This is a genomic window from Geomonas subterranea (assembly GCF_019063845.1).
Lineage (GTDB): Bacteria > Desulfobacterota > Desulfuromonadia > Geobacterales > Geobacteraceae > Geomonas > Geomonas subterranea.
Genome location: NZ_CP077683.1, coordinates 4283044 through 4307645, shown reverse-complemented (window position 1 = coordinate 4307645; position 24602 = coordinate 4283044). Strand labels below are relative to the sequence as shown.

Annotated in this window: 18 protein-coding genes and 1 pseudogene; 17 read left to right on the top strand and 2 right to left on the bottom strand. The window is 62.7% G+C overall.

From position 1 onward, the window contains the following. Window positions 1-2: 2 nt before the first annotated feature. From KP001_RS18860 to ybgC, 15 genes and pseudogenes are all read left to right on the top strand, one after another. Window positions 3-1196: an acetylornithine transaminase gene (locus tag KP001_RS18860; protein WP_217287075.1), complete on the top strand. Its 1194-nt coding sequence runs from the start codon at window positions 3-5 to the stop codon at window positions 1194-1196. Between the two features lie 211 nt (window positions 1197-1407). Then, window positions 1408-2319 (top strand): ornithine carbamoyltransferase, encoded by a 912-nt coding sequence (gene argF / locus KP001_RS18855; protein ID WP_217287074.1) that lies wholly within the window; start codon window positions 1408-1410, stop codon window positions 2317-2319. A gap of 25 nt (window positions 2320-2344) precedes the next feature. After that, window positions 2345-2641: a nucleotidyltransferase family protein gene (locus tag KP001_RS18850; RefSeq protein ID WP_217287073.1), complete on the top strand. Its 297-nt coding sequence runs from the start codon at window positions 2345-2347 to the stop codon at window positions 2639-2641. Then, on the top strand, window positions 2634-2993 hold the full coding sequence (locus tag KP001_RS18845; protein ID WP_217287072.1) for a HepT-like ribonuclease domain-containing protein: 360 nt from the start codon (window positions 2634-2636) through the stop codon (window positions 2991-2993). Before KP001_RS18850 ends, KP001_RS18845 begins: the two co-directional genes overlap by 8 nt. 9 nt (window positions 2994-3002) lie before the next feature. Then, on the top strand, window positions 3003-4223 hold the full coding sequence (locus KP001_RS18840; protein WP_217287071.1) for an argininosuccinate synthase: 1221 nt from the start codon (window positions 3003-3005) through the stop codon (window positions 4221-4223). Window positions 4224-4284: 61 nt separating this feature from the next. Next, window positions 4285-4722, top strand: coding sequence for an NUDIX domain-containing protein (locus tag KP001_RS18835; RefSeq protein ID WP_217289656.1), 438 nt, complete (start codon window positions 4285-4287; stop codon window positions 4720-4722). Window positions 4723-4965: 243 nt separating this feature from the next. Continuing rightward, window positions 4966-6108, top strand: coding sequence for a hypothetical protein (locus tag KP001_RS18830; protein WP_217287070.1), 1143 nt, complete (start codon window positions 4966-4968; stop codon window positions 6106-6108). A 100-nt stretch (window positions 6109-6208) separates the two neighbouring features. Continuing rightward, entirely contained in the window at window positions 6209-7585 is a 1377-nt protein-coding gene (gene argH, locus KP001_RS18825) for an argininosuccinate lyase (protein WP_217287069.1), read from the top strand. A gap of 2 nt (window positions 7586-7587) precedes the next feature. After that, on the top strand, window positions 7588-8358 hold the full coding sequence (locus KP001_RS18820; protein ID WP_217287068.1) for a fibronectin type III domain-containing protein: 771 nt from the start codon (window positions 7588-7590) through the stop codon (window positions 8356-8358). An 89-nt stretch (window positions 8359-8447) separates the two neighbouring features. Continuing rightward, window positions 8448-8735, top strand: coding sequence for an Asp-tRNA(Asn)/Glu-tRNA(Gln) amidotransferase subunit GatC (gatC, locus tag KP001_RS18815; protein ID WP_199390778.1), 288 nt, complete (start codon window positions 8448-8450; stop codon window positions 8733-8735). Between the two features lie 139 nt (window positions 8736-8874). Then, on the top strand, window positions 8875-10332 hold the full coding sequence (gene gatA, locus KP001_RS18810; RefSeq protein WP_217287067.1) for an Asp-tRNA(Asn)/Glu-tRNA(Gln) amidotransferase subunit GatA: 1458 nt from the start codon (window positions 8875-8877) through the stop codon (window positions 10330-10332). 172 nt (window positions 10333-10504) lie between these two features. Next, a complete protein-coding gene (gene gatB / locus KP001_RS18805) occupies window positions 10505-11944 on the top strand; it encodes an Asp-tRNA(Asn)/Glu-tRNA(Gln) amidotransferase subunit GatB (RefSeq protein WP_217287066.1) in 1440 nt (479 codons plus the stop codon). A gap of 140 nt (window positions 11945-12084) precedes the next feature. Further along, window positions 12085-13125 (top strand): S-methyl-5-thioribose-1-phosphate isomerase, encoded by a 1041-nt coding sequence (gene mtnA, locus KP001_RS18800; RefSeq protein ID WP_217287065.1) that lies wholly within the window; start codon window positions 12085-12087, stop codon window positions 13123-13125. Continuing rightward, a pseudogene (gene glnE / locus KP001_RS18795) lies at window positions 13122-16324 on the top strand (bifunctional [glutamate--ammonia ligase]-adenylyl-L-tyrosine phosphorylase/[glutamate--ammonia-ligase] adenylyltransferase). The gene mtnA and the pseudogene glnE overlap by 4 nt, the downstream one beginning before the upstream one ends. Before the next feature lie 172 nt (window positions 16325-16496). Then, window positions 16497-16907 carry a tol-pal system-associated acyl-CoA thioesterase gene (gene ybgC / locus KP001_RS18790; protein WP_217287064.1) on the top strand — a complete coding sequence of 137 codons (411 nt, stop codon included), beginning with the start codon at window positions 16497-16499 and terminating at the stop codon, window positions 16905-16907. A 151-nt stretch (window positions 16908-17058) separates the two neighbouring features. Here the strand turns inward: ybgC and lspA are convergent, their stop codons facing one another. Beyond that, window positions 17059-17565 carry a signal peptidase II gene (lspA, locus tag KP001_RS18785; RefSeq protein WP_217287063.1) on the bottom strand — a complete coding sequence of 169 codons (507 nt, stop codon included), beginning with the start codon at window positions 17563-17565 and terminating at the stop codon, window positions 17059-17061. 143 nt (window positions 17566-17708) lie between these two features. Beyond that, entirely contained in the window at window positions 17709-20486 is a 2778-nt protein-coding gene (ileS, locus tag KP001_RS18780; RefSeq protein WP_217287062.1) for an isoleucine--tRNA ligase, read from the bottom strand. Between the two features lie 250 nt (window positions 20487-20736). Here ileS and KP001_RS18775 point away from each other — a divergent pair, with 250 nt between their 5' ends. Together KP001_RS18775 and KP001_RS18770 are read left to right on the top strand one after the other, a co-directional pair. After that, the gene (locus tag KP001_RS18775) at window positions 20737-22557 is read left to right on the top strand and encodes a KUP/HAK/KT family potassium transporter (protein ID WP_217287061.1); all 1821 of its coding nucleotides are present in this window, start codon (window positions 20737-20739) and stop codon (window positions 22555-22557) included. Between the two features lie 88 nt (window positions 22558-22645). Further along, a complete protein-coding gene (locus tag KP001_RS18770; protein WP_217287060.1) occupies window positions 22646-24463 on the top strand; it encodes a KUP/HAK/KT family potassium transporter in 1818 nt (605 codons plus the stop codon). Window positions 24464-24602: the final 139 nt, after the last annotated feature.

Genomic DNA, 24602 nt, shown 5'->3' with positions numbered 1-24602 from the left:
ATATGAATTCATCTGCCTGGATCGAGAAGGCTGACAAATACATCATGAAGACGTACGGACGGTACCCGCTGGTGCCGGTGAAGGGCGAGGGGTGCTACCTCTGGGACGCGGACGGCAAACGCTACCTCGATTTCCTGGCCGGGGTCGCCGTCAACAACCTGGGGCACTGCCACCCCAAGGTCACCGCGGCACTCGCCAAGCAGGCGGCGGAGCTGATCCACTGCTCGAACTACTACCACATCCCGAGCCAGATCGAGCTGGCCGAGCTCCTGTGCAACCTCTCCTTCGCCAACAAGGCGTTCTTCTGCAACTCGGGCGCCGAGGCGAACGAGGCAGCCATCAAGCTGGCCAGAAAGTACAGCCGCGAGAAGTACGGGCTCGACCGTTACGAGATCATCACCGCCATCTCCTCGTTCCACGGCCGCACCATGGCCACCGTTTCCGCCACGGGCCAGGAGAAGGTGCAGAAGTTCTTCGATCCGCTCCTGCACGGCTTCCGCCACATCCCCTTCAACGACGCCCAGGCGCTCCGCGATGCCATCGGACCCGGCACCTGCGCCGTGATGCTGGAGCCGATCCAGGGCGAGGGGGGCGTGGTGGTACCGGACGCCTCCTACTTCCAGGAAGTGCGCAAGATCTGCGACGAGAACAACCTGATCCTGATCTTCGACGAGGTCCAGGTGGGGATGGGACGCACCGGCAAGATGTTCGCCCACCAGCATTTCGGCATCACCCCGGACATCATGACCCTCGCCAAGGCGCTGGCCGGCGGAGCCCCGATCGGGACCATGCTCGCCACCGACAAGCTGGCGGAATCCTTCACCCCGGGGACCCACGGCTCCACCTTCGGCGGCAACCCGCTGGTGACCGCCGCCGCGGTGGCCACGGTACGCGCCATCCAGGAGGAAGGGATCCTGAACCACACCGAGGAGATCGGCGAGTACCTGATGGGCGAACTGGAGACGCTGGGCAAGAAGTTCCCGAGCCTGATCACCGAGGTGCGCGGCATCGGCCTCATGATCGGCGTGGAACTCGCCATCCCCGGCGGCGACATCGTCAAGGCCGCGCTCTCCCGCGGGCTCCTTTTGAACTGCGCCCAGGAGAAGGTGCTCCGCTTCGTTCCGCCGCTCATCGTCGGCAAGAAGGAAGTGGACGAGATGATCGCCACCTTGAGGGAGATCCTCGCCGAACTGTAGCTAATCCCTCCCCCTCCCTTAACGGGAGGGGGTCGGGGGGTGGGTGAAGCTGCCGACAGCGGTCGAGGTGGCACCTGCCCCCACCCCCTAGCCCCCTCCCGCAAGGGGAGGGGGGATAGAGCCCCGTCCCTCTGGCAAAGAGAGGGAGTATGAATAAACAGCCGTAAGCCGCCTGTCGGCCAATTAAAAAGAGAAGCGAGAACCAGTGAATATGAAAAAAGACTTCCTGGCGCTGAGCCAGTTCACCAAGGCCGAACTGGACGCCATGTTCGCCCTGTGCAAGGACCTCAAAGCAAAGACCAAGAACCGCGAGGAGCACCACCTCCTCAAGGGGAAGTCACTGGCCATGATCTTCGAGAAGTCGTCGACCCGCACCAGGATCTCTTTCGAGGTCGGCATGTACCAGCTGGGGGGGCACCCGCTCTTCATCTCCAGCAAGGACTCGCAGATGGGGCGCGGCGAGCCGATCAAGGACACCGCCCGCGTCATGGCGCGCTACTGCGACGGCGTCATGATCCGCACCTTCGCCCAGGAAACCGTGGAGGAGTTCGCGAAATACGCCTCCATCCCGGTCATCAACGGGCTTACCGACCTGCACCACCCCTGCCAGATCATGGCGGACGTCTTCACCGTGATCGAGCACAAGGGTAGCTACGACGGGCTCAAGTTCGCCTGGATCGGCGACGGCAACAACATGGCCAACTCCTGGATCGAGGCCGCCGCCATCTTCGGCTTCGACCTGACGCTCGCCTGCCCGGAAGGGTACGATCCCAACCCGCAGGTGCTGGCATGGGCCAAGGCGAACGGCTCCGCGAAGATCGTGGTCACCCGCGACCCCAGGGAGGCCGCCAAGGACGCCGACGTCCTGAACACCGACGTCTGGGCCAGCATGGGGCAGGAAGAGGAGCAGAAGATCCGCGAGAAGGCCTTCGCCGGCTACCAGCTGGACGAGAAGCTGCTCGCCCTCGCCAAGAAGGACGCGCTGGTGCTGCACTGCCTCCCGGCGCACCGCGGCGAGGAGATCAGCGACGGGGTCATCGAAGGCCCCAACTCGGTTGTCTGGGACGAAGCGGAAAACCGCCTGCACGTGCAGAAGGCCATCATGGCCACGCTGATGAAATAGTTTCAAAGCTGAAGGAGGCTTTGAAGTGAAACCTCTGAACGAGATCAAAGAGATCATCCGGGACCACAAGACGGAGCTCGCCGAGGAATACGGCGTCGCCGAAATCGGTGTGTTCGGCTCGGTGGTCAGGGGCGAAGCACGGGAGGATAGCGACGTTGACGTACTCGTCGACTTCAGCCGTCCTATCGGTCTGATGAAGTTCATGAGGCTCGAGTACTACCTGGAAGAACTCTTCGGTGGCACCAAAGTCGATCTGGTTTCCCGCAAAGCTCTGAAGCCGTACATCGGCAGGGTGATCCTGCAAGAAGTGCAGTATGTCTAGCTCCAGGGATATCAGAGATTATCTGGTAGACATGAGTGATGCGATGCAAAGCATCCTCGAGTTCACGCAAGGCATGAACTATGAAGAGTTCTGCAACGACAAGAAAACCATTTATGCCGTGACACGCGGCTTCGAGATTCTCGGGGAAGCTGCCAAGCACATAGATGAAGAGATAAGGGGCAGATACCCCGGCGTCCCCTGGCGCATGATTGCCGGGATGCGGGACAAACTCATACACGAATACTTCGGCATCGCTTTGGAAATCGTCTGGAGCACCGTACAGGAAGATCTGCCTGAATTGCAAAAGGACCTGCTGCCTGTCCTGGAAGAACTAGTACAAAACAACGCATAAGGAGAACCCATGGCAAAGAAAGAAGTGAAAAAGATCGTCCTCGCCTACTCGGGCGGGCTTGACACCTCCATCATCCTCAAGTGGCTCAAAAACGAGTACGGCTGCGAGGTGGTGACGTTCTCCGCAGACCTCGGCCAGGGCGACGAGCTGGAGCCGGTGCGCGAGAAGGCGTTCAAGACCGGCGCCGACAAGGTGTACATCGACGACCTGCGCGAAGAGTTCGTACGCGATTTCGTGTTCCCGATGTTCCGCGCCAACGCGATCTACGAGGGTTCCTACCTGCTGGGCACTTCCATCGCGCGTCCGCTGATCGCCAAGCGCCAGATGGAAATCGCCAAGATCGAAGGGTGCGACGCCGTCTCCCACGGCGCCACCGGCAAGGGGAACGACCAGGTCCGCTTCGAGCTGGCCTACTACCACTTCAACCCGGCCATCACCGTCGTCGCCCCGTGGAGGGAGTGGAAGCTCAACTCCCGCCAGGCGCTGATCAACTACGCCAAGCGTAACGACATCCCGATCCCGATCACCAAGAAGCGCCCCTGGTCTTCCGACCGCAACCTTTTGCACATCTCCTTCGAAGGGGGCATCCTGGAGGACACCTGGCTCGAGCCGCCCGAGAACATGTTCGTGCTCACCAAGGCTCCGGAGAAGGCGCCCAACAAGCCGCAGTACGTCGAGATCGAGTTCGAGAAGGGTAACGCGGTCGCCGTCGACGGCGTGCGCATGTCCCCGGCAGAGCTGCTGGCGCACCTTAACACCATCGGCGGCGAGCACGGCATCGGCCGCGTCGACCTCCTCGAGAACCGCTCCGTCGGCATGAAGTCCCGCGGCGTCTACGAGACCCCGGGCGGCACCATCCTGCGCGAGGCGCACATGGCGGTCGAGCAGATCACCATGGACCGCGAAGTCATGCACCTGCGTGACTCCCTGATCCCGCGCTACGCAGAGATGATCTACAACGGCTACTGGTTCTCCCCGGAGCGCGAGATGATGCAGTGCCTGATCGACGACTCCCAGAAGACCGTGAACGGCGTGGCGCGCTTGAAGCTCTACAAAGGGCACGTGCGCACCGTGGGGAGGAAGTCCGAGAGCGACTCCCTGTTCAACCTCGACTTCGCGACCTTCGAGAAGGACCAGGTCTACAACCAGGCGGATGCCGAAGGGTTCATCAAGCTGAACTCGCTGAGGCTGCGTATCCGCTCCCTGATGCAGGCCAACAAGAACAAGTAGCTGAACAGGCAGTAAAGGAGGGTCATAGGGGCACGAGGCTTTCGTGCCCCTATCCGCTTATATGGAGCAAAACGGTTTCAAGGCCAGCCACATAGTCACTTCGGTGGTCGCCGTCATCATCGATTCCGATGGCCGGGTGCTCCTCACCAAGAGGAACATCCCCCCGTTCCAGGGGGAATGGGTCATGCCGGGGGGGAAGATCGACCTGGGCGAACCGATCGTGGCGGCTCTCAAGCGCGAGGTATGGGAAGAGGTCGGCCTCGAGGTTGAAGTGGGCGAGCTGATCGACGTCTTCGAGCACGTGACGCCGGGCGAGGCCCACTACCACTTCATCATCATCTACTACCGCTGCACACCGCTTTACTGCGACGTGAAACACAACCAGGACGAAGTGGCCGAGGCGCGCTGGGTCGAGCCGGGCGAGTTGCCGGACTTCAAGATCCCCGCCGGCGCCCGCTTCATCCTGAGCAAGATCTTTACGTCAATTGACAATGGATAATTGACAACGGCTGGTGATTGACACGACGTCCCGCCGTTCAACCTTGTTGGGGTTGCAGGCTTTAAATGCTTTTGTTAACGCAAAGACGCAAAGGCGCAAAGGGGAAAGTCGCCCAATCCGCCTTAAGGTCTTTCCTGGGGTCTTAGCGTCTTCGCGTCTTTGCGTTAAATACAAGGTTTCATTTGCAGTTCGCTGTTCATTGTCAATTTTGCATTGTCCATCGTCATTCGGGGTTCCCTGCCCATGGTCAAGATCGTCGAGAAACATGTCCAGCTCGATTTCCCTCTGGGTCATCACCTGCACTGCCTCATCGCGCAGATCCCGAACCGGCTGCAGCATCGCGAGCACCTGTACTCGCTGGTCGACGCTGAGGAACAGTGGCGCATGGTGCGCAGCGTCCTCGACCTGGTGGCGGAGGGGGCGGGTAACCTGAAGCGGCTGCATTTCCTGATGTTCCCGGAGACCTCGGTCCCGCTCTCCCGGTTCGACGACCTGCTCGACGTGATCGCGGAGCGCTTCCGCCCCAACACGGTCACCATGTTCGGCATGGAGCAGATCCGGCTGGAGCAGTACCGGGCGCTCCTGACCCGCTTCAGGGACGACAACGCCGAGGCGCTGGAATGCGTGGAGCGGGACATCGACTCCGGCGACATCCTCGGCATGCCGGTGAACTGGTGCTGCATCGCCATCAAGGAGACCAGCGGCCGCCTGCGTGTCTTCCTGGAAGCGAAGACGCACCCGTTCCGGGGCGAGGAGTTCCTCGACAAGGACCACGACCTGTACCGCGGGCGCCACTTCTACCTGTTCCGCGGCGAGCCGGCCTGCTTCAATTTCATGACGATCATCTGCCTTGATTACCTCTACCGGGACCTCTACTCCTCCAACATCAAGCAGATCATCGATCACGCCAACCGGCTCTTCTTCACCATGAGGCAGTCGCTGGACGCCCTCTTCGTGATCCAGTGCAACCCGAAACCCGAGCACAGCGCCTACCGGGACGTCCTGACCGGCTTCTACGGCGAGCACCTGGAGGACACCCCGGGGGTGCGCGAGACGGTGACCGTGTTCGGCAACTGCTCCGACGAGAGCGAGATCGAGGGGGTGCGCTGCCAGAGCTGTTACGGCGTCGCTTCAGTGATCATCAGCGGCAGGCACAAGATGTCACCGTTCAAGGACCGGGAGTTCGCCAGCGACGACTTCGACGGCGCACCGGTCTGCAGGCTCAGGTTCGGCACCGGCACGAGGCTTTTCTACTTCAACCTGCCGCTCTACCACGAGCTCGACCCCAGGAGTTCGCGGGTGCCGTTGAAGGTGCACTCGGTGCTGCGCTGGACCGACGACGGGTGGATCAAGGCGGGGGGAGAGATGGAGCAAGGCCTACCGTAGCAAAGAATTCAGCTCCCTCCCCAGGAAGGGGAGAACAACACAATCATCCCCCCTCCCCTTGCGGAGGGGGAACTAAAAAGCAGCAGGGAGATCCAACAACATGTCCAAAGACAAGCTGTGGGGTGGCCGCTTCACCCAGCCCACCGACAAGTTCGTAGAAGAGTTCACCGCCTCCATCAACTTCGACAAGCGCCTGTACCACCAGGACATCCGCGGCTCCATCGCCCACGCCACCATGCTGGGCAAGCAGGGGATCATCCCGGTCAAGGACGTCGAGGAGATCGTGCACGGCCTCCGGGAGATCCTGGACAGGATCGAGGCGGGAGAGTTCGACTTCTCGGTCTCCCTGGAAGACATCCACATGAACATCGAGGCGCGCCTCTCCGAGAAGATCGGCGACGCGGGCAAGAGGCTCCACACCGGCCGCTCCAGGAACGACCAGGTGGCGCTGGACATCCGCCTCTACCTCAGGGACGAGCTGGTGGAGATCTCCGCCTACATCGACCTGCTGATCGACGCGCTCATCTACCAGGCGGAGCAGAACCTCGGGGTCATGATGCCGGGCTTCACCCACCTGCAGACCGCGCAGCCCATCCTCTTCTCGCACCACATGATGGCCTACCACGAGATGCTCAAGCGCGACAAGGGGCGCATGGAGGACTGCCTGAAGCGCACCAACGTGCTGCCGCTGGGCGCCGGGGCCCTGGCCGGGACCACCTTCCCCATCGACCGCGAGTACGTGGCGGAACTGCTCGACTTCCCCGAGGTGACCAGGAACTCGCTCGACTCGGTCTCCGACCGCGACTTCGCCATCGAGTTCTGCGCGGCCTCCTCGATCCTGATGATGCACCTCTCCCGCTTCGCGGAGGAGCTCATCCTCTGGTCCACCAGCGAATTCAAGTTCGTCGACCTCTCCGACTCCTTCTGCACCGGCTCCTCCATCATGCCGCAGAAGAAGAACCCGGACGTCCCGGAGCTGGTGCGCGGCAAGACCGGCCGCGTCTACGGCAACCTGATGGCGCTCCTCACCCTGATGAAGTCCCTCCCCCTGGCCTACAACAAGGACATGCAGGAGGACAAGGAGCCGCTGTTCGACACCATCGACACCGTGAAAGGGTCGCTGAAGATCTTCGCCGACATGGTGCGCGAGATGAAGGTGAACGAGGCGCGCATGAAGACCGCCGCTGCCGCCGGGTTCTCCACCGCGACCGACGTGGCCGACTACCTGGTGCGGAAAGGGATCCCGTTCCGCGACGCCCACGAGATCGTCGGCAAGGCGGTGCGCTACTGCATCGAGAACGAGATGGACATCCCGGAACTGTCGCTGGCCGAGTGGCAGATCTTCTCTCCCCGCATCGAGGACGACATTTTCGGCGCCATCACCCTGGAGGCATCGGTCAACGCACGCCGCGCGACCGGCGGCACGGCGCTCGAGCGGGTCAAGGCCGAGATCGCCCGCGCCAAGGAAGGGCGCTAACCATGGCCGCCTCCCGTAGCATCCTGCCCGCCCTGTTCCTGGCCGCCGCGCTCGCCGTCTGCTCCGGCTGCGGCAAGAAAGGCGCGCTGATCCCGCCCGAGGCGCTGGTCCCGGCGCCGATCGCCACGCTGGCTGCGGCGCAGAAGGGGGCGGAGTTCCAGGTGAGCTGGACCGGGCCGGGCAAACAGGAAAAGGGGGGCAAGCTTGAGGATCTTTCCGGCTTCCTGCTCTACCGGCGCAACGTGCTCCCTCCCGGGGAGGACTGCGAAGAGTGCCCGAGCGCGTACAAGCAGCTGGCACGGGTCGATCTCGACCTCCCCCAAGGGGTGCGCCAGGTGGGGAGCCTCTGGATCTACGACGACTTCGACCTCAGAAAGGGGCAGACCTACCAGTACAAGGTGCGCTCCTACACGCAGAAGGGCGCGCAGAGCAAGGACTCCAACAAGGTGCGGCGCACCGCGGTCACCCCTCCCCTCCCCCCCGTGCTGGAGGCGGCAGGCTCGCCCAACGAGGTGACGCTTAGCTTCGTGGGGCTCCCCCCGGAACAGGGGAGCGCGGCCGGGTACAACGTGTACCGGAGCAAAAAGGGGGAGCCGATGCCGCTCGCCCCGCTCAACAAGGCGCCGCTGACCGGCAACACCTACCAGGACAGGGAAGTGATCCTCGGGATCACCTACAGCTACGCCGTGACCAGCGTCGCCACCGTCGACGGGCAAAGCGTAGAGAGCGCGCCCTCCAACGTCACGGAAGCCGGGCTGGTGCTTCCGGACTAGGTCCCGTTGCCTTTTCAGCCCTTTCATGATAATAACCGGGAACATCTTTTAACATCACGACGCCCGACCTGGGCGCATTTGGAGCAGGTATGAAGATCACGAGAAGTGAGGTGGAGCACGTGGCGAGACTCGCCCGCCTGGAGCTTTCCGACAGCGAGCTGGACACCTTCACCGGACAGATGGACGGCATCCTCGCCTACGTGGAGAAGCTGAACGCACTGGATACCGAGGGGATCGTCCCGACCTCGCACGCGGTGCCGATGGAGAACGCATTCCGTCCCGACCAGCCCGCCGACTCGATCGGCGTGGAAGCCGCCCTCGCCAACGCGCCGCTGCGCGCGGAGAGCTTTTTCAGGGTGCCCAAAGTCATAGAATAGCCTTTTCCCTCCCCCTCCCTTGACGGGAGGGGGCCGGGGGGTGGGTGAAGCTGCCCGAAGCATAGCCGGTGGCACCTCCCCCCCACCCCGACCCTCCCCGCCAGGGGGGAGGGAGTTATCACCGACCGGAGTCATTACAATGGAAATTTTCGACCTTACCATACACGAGCTGCACGAGAAGCTTGCGGCGAAGGAGGTCTCCTCCGTCGAGGCGACCCGCGCCATGCTGGAGCGCATCGAGGCGGTGGACGGCCAGGTGAACGCCTACATCACCGTCACCCCGGAGCAGGCGCTCGTCGAGGCGGAAGCCGCCGACCGCCGCATCGCCGCCGGCGACGTGGCGCCCCTTACCGGCATCCCCGTCGGCCTCAAGGACATCTTCATCACCAAAGGGGTCCGCACCACCTGCGGCTCCCGCATCCTGGAAAACTTCGTCCCCCCCTACGACGGCACCGCGGTCGCCAAGCTCAAGGAGCAGGGCGCGGTCATCGTGGGCAAGCTGAACCAGGACGAGTTCGCCATGGGGAGCTCCAACGAGTCCTCCTACTTCGGCCCGGTGAAGAACCCCTGGAACCTCGAGTGCACCCCGGGGGGCTCTTCCGGCGGGTCTGCCGCCGCCATCGCCGCGCGCACCGCGACGGCGACACTCGGCACCGACACCGGCGGCTCCATCCGCCAGCCCGCCTCCCATTGCTCCTGCGTCGGCTTGAAGCCGACCTACGGCAGGGTCTCCCGCTACGGCGTGATCGCCTACGCCTCGTCGCTGGACCAGGTCGGCCCGCTCACCCGTGACGTCACCGACGCGGCGCTCCTTCTGGGTGCCGTGGCCGGGCACGATCCGAAGGATTCCACCTCGGTGAACACCCCGGTCCCCGACTACGTCGCCGGCCTTGCGGCAGGCGTGAAGGGGCTAAAGATCGGCCTCCCGAAGCAGTACTTCATCGAGGGTCTCGACCCGGATGTGAAGCGCGCCATGGACGAGGCGATCGCCCTCTACAAGAGCCTGGGCGCGGAGCTGCGCGAGGTGAGCCTGCCGCACACCGAGTACGCCGTGGCCACCTACTACCTGATCGCCACCGCCGAGGCGAGCTCCAACCTGGCGCGTTACGACGGCGTCCGTTTCGGGCACCGCGCCGAGGACGCCCGCGGCCTTAAGGAGATGTTCGCCAAGACCCGCGCCGAAGGCTTCGGCCCGGAGGTGAAGAGAAGGATCATGCTCGGGACCTACGCCCTCTCCTCCGGCTACTACGACGCCTACTACGTCAAGGCGCAGAAAGTCAGGACCCTGATCATGCAGGACTTCCTGAACGCCTTCAACGAGGTGGACGTACTGCTGACCCCGATCGCGCCGACGCCCCCCTTCAAGATCGGGGAGAAACTGGCCGACCCGCTGCAGATGTATCTTTCCGACATCTTCACCATTCCGGTGAACCTGGCGGGAACCTGCGGCATCAGCATCCCGGCCGGTTTCAGCGCCGCCGGTCTTCCCATCGGTCTGCAGCTGATCGGCAAGCCGTTCGGTGAAGCGAGCATCCTCTCCACCGCCTATGCGTTCGAGAGGGAGACCCAGTGGCACCTGAAAAAGGCGCCGCTGTAAAACCTAAAACCATTGGCCACGGAGAAGATCTGAGAACTTCGGAGCAAACCGTGACCAAATGACTTCAAAGACTTTGGGGTAACCCCAAAAGCTTTGTGTTTGGTTTTCTCAGATTTCCTCAGATTTTCTCCGTGGCTAACGGTTAACAGCCTTTCGGTTTTTTGGAGCTCATATGAAATATCAGGTTGTCATCGGGCTTGAGGTGCACACCCAGCTCACCACCAACACCAAGATCTTCTGCGGCTGCTCGACCCGCTTCGGAGCCGAGCCGAACTCGCAGACCTGCCCGGTCTGCCTCGGCTTTCCCGGCGCCCTCCCGGTCCTCAACAAGCAGGTGGTGGAAAACGCCATCCTCGCCGGCCTCGCCACCAACTGCTCGATCACCCAGAGAAACGTCTTCGCCCGGAAGAACTACTTCTACCCGGACCTCCCCAAGGGGTACCAGATCAGCCAGTTCGACCTCCCCATCTGCCAGCACGGCCACCTGGACATCGAGGTGGAGGGCGAGAAGAAACGGATCGGCATCACCCGCATCCACATGGAGGAGGACGCCGGCAAGCTGGTGCACGCGGACATCCCCGGGGTGGACGACTCCTGCGTCGACCTGAACCGCGCCTGCACGCCGCTCCTGGAGATCGTCTCCGAGCCGGACATGCGCTCGCCGGACGAGGCCATCGCCTATCTCAAGAAGCTGCACCAGATCGTCATGTACCTCGGCATCTGCGACGGCAACCTCGAGGAGGGTAGCTTCCGCTGCGACGCCAACGTCTCGCTCATGCCGGTCGGCTCCACCGTCTTCGGCACCCGCGCGGAGCTCAAAAACATCAACTCCTTCAAGTTCATCAAGCAGGCGATCGAGTACGAGATCGAGCGCCAGGCGGAGATCCTCGACGACGGCGGCAAGGTGATCCAGGAGACCCGTCTCTTCGACCCGAACACCGGCACCACCCGCTCCATGCGCGGCAAGGAGGAGGCGCACGACTACCGCTATTTCCCGGACCCGGACCTCGTTCCGGTATTGATCCCGGACCAGTGGATCGAGGACGTGCGCGCCACGCTGCCGGAACTCCCTGAGGCGAAGCGGGCCCGCTACGTCGCGGAACTGGGTCTTCCCGAGTACGACGCCGAGGTGCTGGTGTCGAGCCGCGAGCTGGCGCAGTACTACGAGGAGACGGTGGCCCTGTTCCCGCAGGCGAAGACCGTCTCCAACTGGGTCATGGGTGAAGTCTCCCGCGCGCTCAACGAGGACAACAACCGCTCCATCACCGACTGCCCGGTGACGCCGGCGCTCCTGGCCGACCTGCTGAAGCTGATGGAGAAGGGGACCATCTCCGGCAAGATCGCCAAGACCGTCTTCGACGAGATGTACAAGAGCGGCAAGGCGCCGGAGAAGATCGTCGAGGAGAAAGGGCTGGTGCAGGTTTCCGATACCGGCGCCATCGAGGCGATGGTTGACGAAGTGCTAAAGAACAACCCGGGCCAGGTCGAACAGTACCGGGGCGGCAAGGAAACCGTCTTCGGGTTCTTCGTCGGTCAGGTCATGCGCGCCTCCAAGGGGAAGGCCAACCCCGCCGTGGTGAACGAGCTGCTGCTGAAGAAGCTTCAGGCGTAAAACCGGAATGTAACGCAAAGACGCAAAGGCGCGAAGAAAAGCAAAAGAGAATAAAGGGTTTAGCACCAGATTCACTTTGCGTCTTTGCGGCTTTGCGTTAAAAAGTTCGTTTTTGAAGTTAGCTTTCTAACGAGGTAACAATGTCCTTCAGAACCATAGAGTGGCGCGACAACAAGGTGATCATGATAGACCAGACCAGGCTCCCGGCCGAGGAGGTCTACAACGAATACACGGACTTCCAGGGAGTCGCGGAGGCGATCCGCGGCATGGTGGTCCGCGGAGCCCCGGCCATCGGCATCGCCGCCGCCATGGGGGTGGCGCTGGGGGCGCGCGAGATCATCGCGGACAGCTTCGACACCTTCTACCGCCAGCTCGAGAACGTCTGCGAAGTGCTCGGACGCACCCGCCCCACCGCGGTCAACCTCTTTTGGGGACTGGAGCGGATGAAACGGGTGGCACTGCAGCACAAGGAACTCGACCTCAACTCGATCCGTGAAATCCTGAAGGCGGAGGCGATCAGCATCGAGGCGGAAGACCTCGCCATCTGCAAGGAGATCGGCCGCCACGGCGCCGCCCTGGTCAAGGAGGGATCGTCCATCCTCACCCACTGCAACGCCGGGGGGCTGGCCACCGCCGGCTACGGCACCGCCCTGGGGGTGATCCGCGCCGCGCACGAGGCGGGGAAGAACATCCGCGTCTTCGCCGACGAGACCCGCCCCTGGCTCCAGGGCGCGCGCCTCACCGCCTGGGAATTGATGAAGGACTCCATCCCGGTCACCCTGATCTCGGACAACATGGCCGGATGGCTCATGAAGAGCGGGCAGATCGACTTCTGCGTGGTCGGCGCCGACCGCATCGCCGCCAACGGCGACACCGCCAACAAGATCGGCACCTACTCCGTCGCCGTTCTGGCCAAGGAGAACCGGATCCCGTTCTACGTGGCCGCGCCGATCTCCACCCTGGACCTGAAACTCGCCAACGGGGACCAGATCCCGATCGAGGAGCGGAGCTCCGAGGAGGTCACCAGGGTGCAGGGGGTCACCATCGCGCCCGAGGGGGTCAAGGTCAGAAACCCCGCATTCGACGTCACCCCCGCCCGCTACATCACCGGCATCATCACCGAAAAAGGGGTCGTGCGCGGCGACTACGAGAGGGAACTGAAGGCACTGGTAGGTCTATGAGCCGCCTGTCAGACCTGGCCGCGCTGCTTCTTTCCGCGCTCTCGGAGCCGGATAAAGGGGATCTGTCTCACCAGCTGGAACTGGTCGGGTTCAGCTATGGCGCGCGCTCGGTCGAAAACCTGAGGCTTCTCTCGGAACTCCTCCCCGGCGAGCGCCTGGTCGAGCTGGCGCTCGCCGCACTCGCCACGCCGCTCCCCGACATGGCGCTGAACGGTTTCGAGCGCATCAGCACCGTGGTGCCGGGCGAGATCCTGCTGGAGATCTGCTCCCGCCGCGCGCTCAACATCCAGTTGATGAACATCTGCGGCTCCTCCCCCTTCCTGACCAACATCATCTTCAGGGACCCATCCTGCCTGCGGCGCCTCTTCATCGAACGCGAGATCATGCAGCGCCGCAGCGAAGACGAGATGCTGCAGGCCCTGCGCGACCGCATCCCTCAAGGCACCGGCTACGCCGACATCTTCTCCCACCTGCGCCGCTTCAAGTATTCCGAGATGCTGCGCATCGCCGCACGCGACCTCAACGGCCTGGCGACCCTGGAAGAAGTCACCGGAGAACTCTCCTCGCTGGCAGCGGTCACCCTGCAACTCTCCTACGAGGCCGCCTTCGCGCAACTGGTGCAGGAGCATGGCACGCCGATGGAGGACACCCCCGACGGACCTGTCCAGGCGGAATTCACCATCATCGGCATGGGCAAGTTCGGCGGCAGGGAACTCAACTTCTCCTCCGACATCGACCTCATCTACTTCTACTCCTCCGACAAGGGGGAAAGCACGGGCATCCCGGACGGCCGCGGCGGGTTCAAGAGCAAGCTCTCGCTGCACGCCTTCTTCGTGAAACTCGCCGAGATGGTGAGCCGGGCCATCTCCCAGGTCACCGAGGATGGCTTCGTGTTCCGGGTCGACATGGGACTGAGGCCGGACGGAAAGGCGGGGGACCTCGCCAGCTCCATGCGCTCCGCCGAGGTCTACTACGAGGCGTGGGGACAGTCCTGGGAGCGTGCCGCCATGATGAAGGCGCGCCCCGTGGCAGGCTCCATAGAGCTCGGCGAAAGGATCCTGGCCGCGCTGACCCCGTTCATCTACCGCCGCTACCTCGACTACAACCTGATCGAGGACATGATGGCCATGAAGAAGAAGATCGACGCCTCGCTGGCCAGGAACCAGGAGGGGGAGATCAACATCAAGCTCGGGCGCGGCGGCATCCGGGAGATCGAGTTCTTCATTCAGGCGCTGCAGCTGGTCTACGCCGGCAAGAACCCGCACCTGCGCGAACGCAATTCCCTGAAGGCCCTGCAGACGCTCCACCAGGCGCGCATCATCAAGGAAGCCGACTGCGCCGCCCTTTCGGACGCCTACCGCTTCCTTCGCACCGTCGAGCACCGGATCCAGGTGGTCCAGGAGCGGCAGACCCATGCCCTTCCGCGCAAGGAAGAGGAGCTGCGCGCGCTGGCACGTCGCAGCGGCTACCTCAGAAAGGACGGCCTGCACCGGTTCCAGGAGACCCTGGAAGGTCACAGGCGCGCCGTCTCCGCCATCTACGGCGACCTGTTCCTGTCGCGCGACGAGAAGATCAAGGAGGAGGTGCTCCCGGAGGTGCACTTCTTCTTCGACCACAACGCCGATCCGGACCTGATCAAGGACATGCTCGAGGAGAGGCATTTCGAGCACCCGGACGCGGCCTACCAGAACCTCCTGGTGCTGCGCGACGGCCCCGCACGGGCGAACCTGACCGAGCAGGGGAGGCGCACCCTCGAGAAGATCGCCCCCCTGTTCCTGCAGGAGGTGTTCAGCTCTCCCGACCCCGACCTGGCGCTGGCGAACCTGGAGCGCTTCCTCTCCTCGCAGCGGACCCGCTCCTCCATCTACGCGCTTCTCGCCGAGAACCGGGACATCCTGAAGCTCCTCACCTCGATGTTCGGGATGTCCGAGTTCCTCTCCAAGATCTTCATCGGTCACCCGGAACTTCTGGACAGCATGACCACGCGCGGCTACGCCTACCTGCAGAAAGAGCGCGCCACCATGGCCAGGGAACTGGATGATTTCATCACCCAGGCCGACGGCCTGGAGGAGCAGCTGGATGCGATCCGGAGCTACCGCCACGAGGAATTCCTGCGCATCGGCATGAACGACATCTACGGCAAGATGAAGCAGCCCGAGGTGGCGCAGCAGTTGACCGACCTGGCCGATGTGACCCTCGCCGCGGCCTGCTGCATAGCGACGGGGGAGCTGGCCCGTTTCGGCCGCCCCATGGTGGTCAACGAGGACGGCACCAGGCACGAGGCGGCCTTCGCCATCGTGGCCATGGGGAAGCTCGGCGGCTTCGAACTCAACTACCACTCGGACCTCGACGTCATCTACATCTACGACGGGCAGGGGTTCACGGACGGCGAGAAGAGCATCACCAACCGGGAGTACTTCGCCAAGCTCGGGCAGAAGATCATCCTGGTGCTGACCACCCAGACCCGAGAGGGGTATGCCTACAAGATCGACACCAGGCTGCGTCCCTCCGGCAACGCCGGCCCCCTGGTCACCTCCTGGAATCCTTCCAGAGCTACCATGCCTCCGAGGCGCAGATCTGGGAGCGCCAGGCGCTCACCAAGGCGCGGGTGACCTACGGCGACCCGCGGCTGAAGGTGAAGGTGGAACAGGTCATCGAGCAGACGGTGTACGGCTCCAGCGCCGACGACTCGGTGCGCAAGGAGATCCACCGTCTCAGGATGCGCATGGAGAACGAGCTCGCCAAGGAATCGACCGGGAGCTACAACATCAAGACCGGGCGCGGCGGCATGGTCGATGTGGAGTTCATCATCCAGTTCCTGCAGCTCAAGCACGGCTGCGAGCACGGTGAGATCCGCGTATCGAACACGCTGGAGGCGATGGACGCCATGCGCCTGCTCGGCATCATACCCGAGCCCGATTTCCAGGCCCTTGCCGAGGGGTACCGTTTCCTGCGCCGCCTGGAGAACCGCCTCAGGATCATCCACGACTACTCGATGAACGACCTGGGGGGGCCGCTCAAGTACCTGAACAAGCTGGCCAGGAGGCTTGGTTACGATTCCATGCTGAAGAACCCGGGGCAGGCGCTCATGGCGGATTACGAGCGGGTTACCGAGGCGGTGCGCGAGGTATATGGCAGGATCCTGGGGGGGGAAGGGCCCGGCGAAGAGGCGGCCACACCGCCGTCCCCCACGGAGTGAGGCAACACCTGTAGGGGCGAATAATGATTCGCCCAGCCAAGCCGCTCATCTCGGCAGGGTGCTGACCGCTTGCCAAAGAAGGGCATCTCCAAAACCGGGCGAATGATTATTCGCCCCTACAGAGCAGGTCCGATGCGTCCCCTCACGGGGTCTTTTTTATTGAGGAGGCTACATGGAAGTAAGGATCTACTACGAGGACACCGACGCGGGGGGGGTGGTCTACCACTCCAACTACATAAGCTACATGGAACGGGCCAGGACGGAATTCCTCAGGGGGCACGGGCTGTCGGTGCGCGAGATGCACGACATGGGGATCATCTTCCCGGTGGTCGCCATCGAGGCGAACTTCCGCGCGCCGGCGCGGCTGGACGACCTCCTGGTGGTGCGCACCCAGATCGCCACGCTGAAAAACAGTTCGTTCACGGTGGCGCAGCAGGTGGTCAGGAAGGAAGACGACAAGCTGCTGGTGGAGGCGAAGGTGACGCTGGCGTGCGTGAGTCCGGAGATGAAGGCGCGGCGCCTCCCCAACGAGATCAGGGAGCTGTTCACGAGGCTCTTGGAGGAGAATCCGCAGGAGGGTTGAAGCAGGGTGCAAAGAACCCCTCGCCCCCCGGGAGAGGGGTAGGGGTGAGGGCGTTGCCACGAAGATAGATTGTCGGGACGGCCAGATCCCTCACCCCGGCCCTCTCCCAGGGGGAGAGGAAGAATGGACGCGCCGGGATGGGGCGGCGAAGCTACTGGCTTTCTGTGGGTGGTGTCTTCTGCTTTTCCCTGCGCTCCTCGAGGATCATATCGACGGCCAGGATGAAGACACCGACGCAGATGGCGGAGTCGGCGATGTTGAAGGCGGGCCAGTGGTGCCCCTTCCAGTGCACGTCCAGGAAGTCGATGACCTCGCCCAGGCGGACGCGGTCGATCATGTTGCCCAAGGCACCCGAAAAGATGAGCGACAGGGATGCGACGTTCCAGGTCTGGTCGTCCCGCATCCTGCTGACCGCAACCAGGATCACGATCACCGCGATGGTCGAGACCATCAGGAAGAAGGGGAGCCGGTAGCTCGAGGAGGCCAGGATCCCGAAGGCGGCCCCCTTGTTGCGCAGATAGGTGATGTTGAAGAATCCCTCGATGACGGGATAGGAGCTGTGCAGGGTCATGCTCCGGTCGATGTAGACCTTGCTCAACTGGTCCAGGACCAGCACCAGTGCCGATACCGCCGCGAGGATGATGTATTTTGGTTTCATAGGGTCCTTTAGAAGTTGGTCCGAGGTCCCCTCTCCCTCTGGGAGAGGGCCAGGGTGAGGGTATCGCCTGCGGCACCGCCCTCACCCGCCCTTCGGGCACCCTCTCCCGGGGGGAGAGGGGAATCCAATAAAGATTTAGCTGCCTATTTCACGGCCGCGAGACACTTCGGGCAGATGCCCGGGTGTCCGGCATCTTCTCCCAGCTTCTCGCTGTAGCACCAGCAGCGCTCGCACTTTTCCCCGGGGGCGGCGCTCACGCCCACCTCGAGCCCTTCCACCCCTTCCGCGACGTAAACCTCCCCGGAGACTTCGCCGGCAAGCCCCGCCTTCGAGACGATGAAGATCTCGGCGAGTTGCTCCGCGTAATCCTTCAGCAGCGCCCCGGTCTCGCCGGACGCCTTGATGGCGACGGCGGCGTCGAGGGAGTGCCCGATGACCTTCTTGACGCGGGCGAGTTCGAGCGCCTTGGAAACCTCGGAGCGGATCTTGATGATCTTCTCCCAGCGGGCGGCCAGCGCCTCGTCCTTGACCTCCGGGGTGAGCGCCGGGAAGAGCGCCAGGTGCACACTGCTCTCGCGGGTGCCGGGCATCTCGGCCCAGACCTCCTCGGCGGTGAAGGAAAGCACCGGCGCGACCATGCGCACCAGGGCGTCGAGCACCTTGTACATGACGGTCTGGCCGCTTCTCCTGGCCAGCGAATCCTTCCTGGAGGTGTAGACGCGGTCCTTGAGGATGTCGAGGTAGAAGGCGCTCATCTCGACGGTGCAGAAGCCGTTCACCGCGTGGTAGAGGATGTGGAACTCGCTGTCGGTGTAGGAGGCGAGCACCTTCTCCTTCAAAAGCTCCAGATGGTGCATGGCCCAGCGGTCCAGCTCCGGCATCTCCTGGAACGGGACACAGTCGGTGTCCGGGTTGAAGTCGTGGATGCTGCCCAGGATGTAACGGCAGGTGTTCCTGATGCGGCGGTAGCTCTCCGAGAGCCGGGTCAGGATCTCCTGGGAGATGCGCAGATCGTCGCGGTAGTCCTGCGCGGCGACCCAGAGGCGGAGCACGTCGGCGCCGAACTTCTTGATGACGTCCTCGGGTGCCACCACGTTCCCCACGGACTTGCTCATCTTCCTACCGGCGCCGTCCATGACGAAGCCGTGGGTGAGCACGTTCTTGTAGGGGGCGCGGCCGCGGGTGCCGACGCTGGCCAGAAGCGAGGAGTGGAACCAGCCGCGGTGCTGGTCGCTACCTTCCAGGTACATGTCGGCAGGAGAGCCGAGGTTGTCGCGCAGCTCGAGCACGGCGGCGTGCGAGGTGCCGGAGTCGAACCAGACGTCGAGGATGTCCCCTTCCTTCTCGAACTCGTTCTTGCCGCAGGAGGGGCAGCTGGTCCCTTCCGGGAGGAACTTCGCGGCGTCCCAGTCGTACCAGATGTCCGAGGTGTGCTCGGCGAAGAGGTCGGCGACCTGGTGCATGATCTTGCCGTCGGCCATGACATGGCCGCAGCTCTTGCAGTAGAAGGCGGCGATGGGGACGCCCCAGGAGCGCTGGCGGGAAACGCACCAGTCGGGACGGTTCTCGATCATGCCGTAGATGCGCTCACGTCCCCACTTCGGGATCCAGTTCACGTTGTTGATCTCGGTGAGCGACTTGCCGCGCAGGTCGTTCTTCTCCATGGAGATGAACCACTGCTCGGTGGCGCGGAAGATGACCGGCTTCTTGCAGCGCCAGCAGTGCGGGTAGGAGTGGGAAATCTCCTTGGAACCCAAAAGCGCGCCCACCTCGGTCAGCTTCTCGATCACGTTCTTGTTGGCGTCGAAGACGAACTGGCCGCCGAAGAACTCGATGTTCTCGTAGAAGCGGCCGCGGTTGTCGACCGGGTTGTAGATATCGAGCCCTTCCGCGAGCCCCAGCTCGTAGTCTTCCTGGCCGTGGCCGGGCGCGGTGTGGACGCAGCCGGTACCTGCTTCCAGGGTTACGTGCTCCCCCAGCAGGATCACGGAATCCTGATCGTAGAACGGGTGACGGGCCAGCTTCTTCTCGAGGACCCTGGAGGGGAACGTGGCGAGCACCTCGCCTTCCGCGCCTATCTCCTTCAGGAAGCTCTCCTTCAGTCCGTCAGCCACGATGACCACGTCGCCGGTAGTGAGTGCGAGCGCCACGTACTCCAGTTCGGGATGGATGGCGATGGCGAGGTTCGCCGGGAGGGTCCAGGGGGTGGTGGTCCAGATCACCATGGACGCCTTCTTGCCGGAAAGCTCCGGCACCGCGCTGCCGAGGTCCTCCTTGAGGGGGAACTTCACGAACACGGACGGGGACTTGTGGTCGGCGTACTCGACCTCGGCCTCGGCGAGCGCCGTGCCGCAGGAGGAGCACCAGTGTACCGGTTTCTTTCCCTTGTAGAGGCCGCCGTTCTCGGCAAAGCGCGCCAGCTCGCGGGCGGTCGCCCCCTCGTAGCTCGCGTTCATGGTCAGGTACGGTTCGTTCCAGTCGCCGAAGATCCCCAGCCGCTCGAACTCGGCGCGCTGGATGCCGACGAACTTGGCCGCGTACTCGCGGCAGAGTTTGCGCATCTCCAGCTTCGAGATCTCGTGCTTCTTGGAGCCGAGGTTCTTCTCCACCTGCAGCTCGATGGGGAGCCCGTGGCAGTCCCACCCCGGAACATAGGGGGCGGCGAAGCCTTCCATCCGCTTGCTCTTTAAAACGATGTCCTTGAGGATCTTGTTCAGGGCGTGGCCGATATGGATGTGGCCGTTGGCGTAGGGAGGGCCGTCGTGCAGCACGTAACGCGGCTTGCCTTTGCCGGCCTCCTCGATCTTGTTGTGTATGTCAACCTCTGCCCACTGCTTGAGCATCTCGGGCTCGCGCTGGGGGAGATTTCCCTTCATCGGGAAGTTGGTGATCGGGAGATTGAGAGTGTCCTTGTAATCCATGTAAACGGCCTCCGCACTGTCAGTTCAAGCCATGAGAGAAACGACTTAAGCTACAAGCAATAGGCGGTAATGTCAAGCGCAAACAGGGATTTCCGCCATCAGGAACTCGCCCGAAACTTCCTGAAAGAGGCGTTTTCCCAGCAGGAATCGTGACAAATCCTCACCCATTAGTGTATAAGTCCTGTTACGCTGGCAAGACCGGCCGCTTTTGCCGTGCGCCACTGTTGCTATTACTTCATCCTGGAGTCTTATGAGCCAGAAAACCGAACTTTCCTACTGGGGCGGCATCGTCAAGGCGCTCGGCCTCGTGTTCGGCGACATCGGCACGAGCCCCATATATACCCTCACCGTCGTCTTCACCCTGACCAAGCCCACACTCTCCAACGTGTACGGCATCCTCTGCCTGGTCTTTTGGACCATGACCATCCTGGTCACGGCGGAGTACGCCTGGCTCGCCATGAGCCTCGGCAAGAAGGGGCAGGGGGGAGAGATCGTGCTCCGGGAGATCATCATCAAGCTCTTCCGGCAGGGGCGCATCCTCGCCTTCGCGGGTTTCCTCTCCTTCCTGGGGGTCTCGCTCCTTTTGGGCGACGGCGTCATCACCCCCGCCATCTCGATACTCTCGGCGGTGGAGGGTCTGCTGCTCATCCCGGGCCTGGAAGCGACCCCGCAGGGAGTCCTCGTCGGCATCGCCGCGATGATCGCCATCACCCTCTTCTTCTTCCAGTCGCGCGGCACGGACAAGATCACCGGCATCTTCGGCCCGATCATGATCCTGTACTTCGGGGCGCTCTTCGTCTCGGGCCTGGTCTCCGTTTCCGGGACCCCGGAGATCGTCGGCGCCATAAACCCCGTCCACGCGGTCAACTTCTTCCGGGAGAACGGCATCGCCGGCTATTTCGTGCTCTCCGAGGTGATCCTGTGCGCCACCGGCGGCGAGGCCCTCTACGCCGACATGGGGCACCTCGGGAAGAAACCGATCATCCGCGCCTGGTATTTCGTCTTCGCCGCGCTGTACATGAACTACCTGGGCCAGGGGGCATTCCTGCTGCAGCACCCGGGGAGCAAGAACATCCTGTTCTCCATGATCCAGAGCGAGTCATCGCTCTTATACATCCCGTTCCTGATCCTCACCATCTTCGCCACCATCATCGCGTCGCAGTCCATCATCAGCGGCGTCTTCTCCATCGTCTACCAGGGGATCACCACGCGCCTCATGCCCCTTTTCAAGGTCGATTACACCTCGACCCACATGCAGTCGCAGATCTACATCGGCGCGGTGAACTGGACCCTCATGTGCGCGGTCATCTTCGTCATGTTCTTCTTCCAGAAGTCCGGGAACCTGGCGGCCGCCTACGGCATGGCGGTCACCGGCTCCATGACCATCACCGCCATCATGATGATCATGGTCTTCTCGCGGACCACCAAGAAGTGGAAGGTACCGGTCGTCTGCGTCATCGCCGTCATCGACGTCATCTACTTCACCGCGACCTTCCCGAAATTCGCGCACGGCGCCTACTGGTCCATCATCCTGGCCTCGATCCCGTTCATCACCATCCAGGTCTGGACCAACGGCCAGCGCCACCTCTACCGGGCCCTGCGCCCGCTCGACCTCGACATCTTCCTCCTCTCCTACGAGCAGATCTACGCCAAGGCGAAGAACATCCCGGGAACCGCGCTCTTCTTCATCAAGGCGATCGACGTGATCCCCCCGTACATCGTGCACTGCATGATCCGCTCGAACATCATCTACGAGCGGAACGTGCTCATCTCGATCCTGCGCACCGACGAGCCCTTCGGCAACATCGTGCACCACAAGAAGGACGTCGGCACGGGCCTGGAGTTCTTCCAGATCAGCGCGGGGTACATGGAGGTGCTGGACATAGAGAAGCAGCTCAAGGAGAACGGCATCCAGGAGAAGGTCATCTTCTACGGCGTAGAGGACATCGAGACCAGGAACCCGGTCTGGAAACTGTTCGACCTGATCAAGAAGGTGACGCCGAACTTCGTGCAGTTCAACAAGCTTCCCGCCGCCAAGCTGCAGGGGGTCGTGACTCGGGTGGAAATGTAGACACGCCGGTTGCTTGCGCGGTTTTTCTTGTCAGCTGCGCGGAGCGGTGCTATAAGTTGCGCGCTGTTACCAACCGGAGGCGTGCTCCATGCAGAAACACGAACAATCATACTGGGGCGGGATAGTGAAATCGATGGGCCTTGTTTTCGGCGACATCGGCACGAGCCCCATCTATACCCTTTCCGTCATCTTCGCCCTTACCAAACCGACGCCCGACAACATCTACGGCATCCTGTCGCTGATCGTGTGGACCCTGTTCGTCCTGGTCACCGTCGAGTACGCCTGGCTCGCCATGAGCCTCGGGAGAAAGGGTGAAGGGGGGACCATCGTCTTGAAGGAGATCCTGGTCCGCATGCTCAAGGGGGGGCGCGCCATGGGGGTCATCGGCCTGCTCTCCTTCGTCGGGGTCTCCCTGCTCTTGGGCGACGGCGTCATCACGCCCGCCATTTCCATACTTTCCGCCGTCGAGGGTCTGGAGCTGATACCGGCCACGGCAAACCTGTCGCAGGCCGGCGTGATCGCCATTGCCGCCACCATCGCCATCATCCTCTTCATCTTCCAGTCCAAGGGAACCGACAAGGTGGCAGGCGCCTTCGGCCCCCTGATGGTGCTCTGGTTCTCGGCCCTCACCCTCTCCGGCGTGATCGCCATCGCCGGGCATCCCGAGGTGCTCAAGTCCATCTCCCCCTGGTACGCCATCAAGTTCTTCCTCGACAACGGCATGTCCGCCTTCTTCGTCCTCTCCGAGGTGATCCTGTGCGCCACCGGGGGCGAGGCGCTCTACGCCGACATGGGGCACCTGGGGAGAAAGCCGATCGTGCGGGCGTGGTACTTCGTCTTCGTCGCGCTGGTGATCAACTACCTGGGCCAGGGGGCCTTCCTTTTGGAGCACCAGCACGAAAAGAACACCCTCTTCGCCATGATCCACGACCAGTCCCCATACCTTTACATCCCCTTCCTGCTGCTCACCATCCTGGCCACGGTGATCGCCTCGCAGGCGCTCATCAGCGGCGTGTTCTCGATCATCTACCAGGGGATCACCACCAGGATCATGCCGCTCATGAAGGTGGACTACACCTCGAGCCACCTGAAGTCCCAGATCTACATCGGCTCGGTGAACTGGACCCTCATGGTGATGGTCATCTTCATCATGCTGCTCTTCGGCAAGTCCGAGAACCTGGCGGCGGCCTACGGCCTCGCCGTCACCGGCAGCATGACCATCACCGGGATCATGATGACCCTGATCTTCGCCAACACCACCAAGAAGTGGAAGGTCCCGATCGCCATCGCCGTCACCCTGGTCGACTTCGTGTTCCTCATCGCCAACCTGAACAAGCTGCCGCACGGCGGCTACTGGTCCTTGATCCTCGCCTCGGTCCCCTTCCTGACCATCCTGCTCTGGACCAAGGGGCAGCGCGCCCTGTACCGGGCCCTCAAGCCGCTCGATGTTGACACCTTCCTCATGTCCTACGAGCAGATCTACGCCAAGAACCGCACCATCGCGGGGGTCGGCCTGTTCTTCACCCGGGAGTGGGCGGTGGTGCCCCCCTACGTGGTGCACTGCATCATCCGCAGCAACATCATCTACGAGAGGAACGTCTTCATCTCCATCATCAGGACCGACGAACCGTTCGGCGTCTCCTACAAGCTGACCGAGAAGCGCGGCAGCGGGCTGGACTCCTTCGAGATCTACGCCGGGTACATGGAGGTGATCGACATCGAGAGCCTGCTGAAGAAGAACAACATCAACGAGAAGGTCATCTTCTACGGAGTCGAGGACATAACCACCAACAACCCCATCTGGAAGATCTTCAACGCCATCAAGAAATTGAGCCCGAACTTCGTCCAGTTCAACCAGCTTCCCGCCAGCAAACTGCAGGGGGTCCTGACCCGGGTCGAGATGTAACCGCCGCCCCCCCCTCCCAGCCTCCCCCTCCGGGGGGAGGTGTGCCCCACCTGTTTTGTCGCTGGCAACAAGGTCTGTGGCAATCACGAAATAGCAAAGGGCCGCTTCCCTTCACGGGAGCGGCCCTTTGCATTGGTGG